The sequence below is a fragment of the Vibrio sp. Vb0888 genome (assembly GCF_033338835.1).
GTDB lineage: Bacteria > Pseudomonadota > Gammaproteobacteria > Enterobacterales > Vibrionaceae > Vibrio > Vibrio alginolyticus.
In genome coordinates this window covers 1-1,354 of record NZ_JAWOTL010000140.1, presented here as the reverse complement: position 1 = coordinate 1,354, position 1,354 = coordinate 1, and the positions used below count along the sequence as shown (strand labels likewise).

Below are 1,354 nucleotides of genomic sequence, written 5' to 3'. Positions count from 1 at the left end.
CGACATCAAAGAACTCGAGTGCCAATACGCCAACGTAATCCAGGCTATCTGCGACGGCCGTGAACATCTGCTTGGCTTGGGCTTGCAGCTCTGGCGCATCAATCGCGGTGGATAAGCTCAATACGCCATTGGTATGAACGTTTTCTGCTAGAGGGTAAACTTCAACACTGCCGTCTTTGCCACGCGCACCAACTAAAGAGACTTCACGGTTAAATGGTACAAACTCTTCAGCCACAATCGCTTGTGTAGGTGTTGCTGCAATGCACTCCGCCATTTCTGTCCAGATCGTCTCTATCTGAGCCGCTTCTTTCAAGCGCCACTGGCCTTTACCATCGTAACCACCCAATGCACTTTTCAGCACCATAGGTATGCCAACATGTTCAATTGCGCGTTCAAAATCTTCACGTGTCTCAATCACGTAGTGCTTTGCATTACGCACGCCAGCATTATCGAGTAGCGCTTTTTCAACACGGCGGTCACCGCCTGCTTTGATGGCTGCGGTACTAGGGAGGAACTTGCCACTTAATTCACAGATGTCGAGTACATCGTGAGGAATATGTTCGAATTCTGCGGTGATCGCATCCACTTGTTCAATGGCATTTTCCAAACCATGACCAAGCACCTGTTGGGTAAGAGGATGGACAACGTTACCGCTGCCGACATCGTAAGCCGAGATTTGGATGTTCAGTGGTGCACCAGCCAGAGACATCATGCGAGCCAACTGACCTGATCCGAGAACCAGTACATGCATCTGATTAATCCTCAGCTGGATTTGGGTTAGCCAGTACGGTTTCCGTCTGTTCATTGCGGAACGCTTCTACCTTCGCCATGATGCTTTCGTCATGAGTGCCTAGGATCTGTGCCGCTAAGATGCCCGCGTTTGCAGCGCCCGCTTCGCCAATCGCTAACGTGCCGACAGCAATGCCTTTTGGCATTTGTACAATAGATAGCAAAGAGTCCATGCCTTTTAGAGCGCGAGATTGAACCGGAACGCCAAGTACAGGCAAACTGGTGAAAGCTGCCGCCATTCCCGGTAGGTGAGCTGCACCACCGGCACCTGCGATGATCACTTTGATGCCGCGTTCTTTCGCGCTGCTAGCGTAATCGGCTAATAGTTGAGGAGTACGGTGAGCTGACACCACCTTTGTTTCGTAAGACACGCCAAATTGATCCAGCATGTCTGCTGCTAGTTTCATGGTTGGCCAATCGGATTTAGAACCCATGATGATACCGACTTTCATCTCAAACTCCTTCAAGCTGCAAAATTAGGTGAGCTGATAAATTTGTGCGCATTATACGGGGATTTTTATCTCAAGCAAACGTTTGCGTTTTGTTGTTGGCGCTATTGATACAT

At 49.6% G+C, this 1,354-nt stretch carries 2 protein-coding genes; both read right to left on the bottom strand.

Annotated features, from left to right (window positions below; all coding sequences use genetic code 11):
* Positions 1 to 751 (bottom strand): ATP-grasp domain-containing protein (locus tag R7P72_RS24520; RefSeq protein WP_318110899.1); only part of this gene is annotated, 751 nt, incomplete at its 3' end.
* A gap of 4 nt (positions 752 to 755) precedes the next feature.
* Positions 756 to 1,241 (bottom strand): 5-(carboxyamino)imidazole ribonucleotide mutase, encoded by a 486-nt coding sequence (gene purE, locus R7P72_RS24515; protein WP_005394016.1) that lies wholly within the window; start codon positions 1,239 to 1,241, stop codon positions 756 to 758.
* Positions 1,242 to 1,354: the final 113 nt, after the last annotated feature.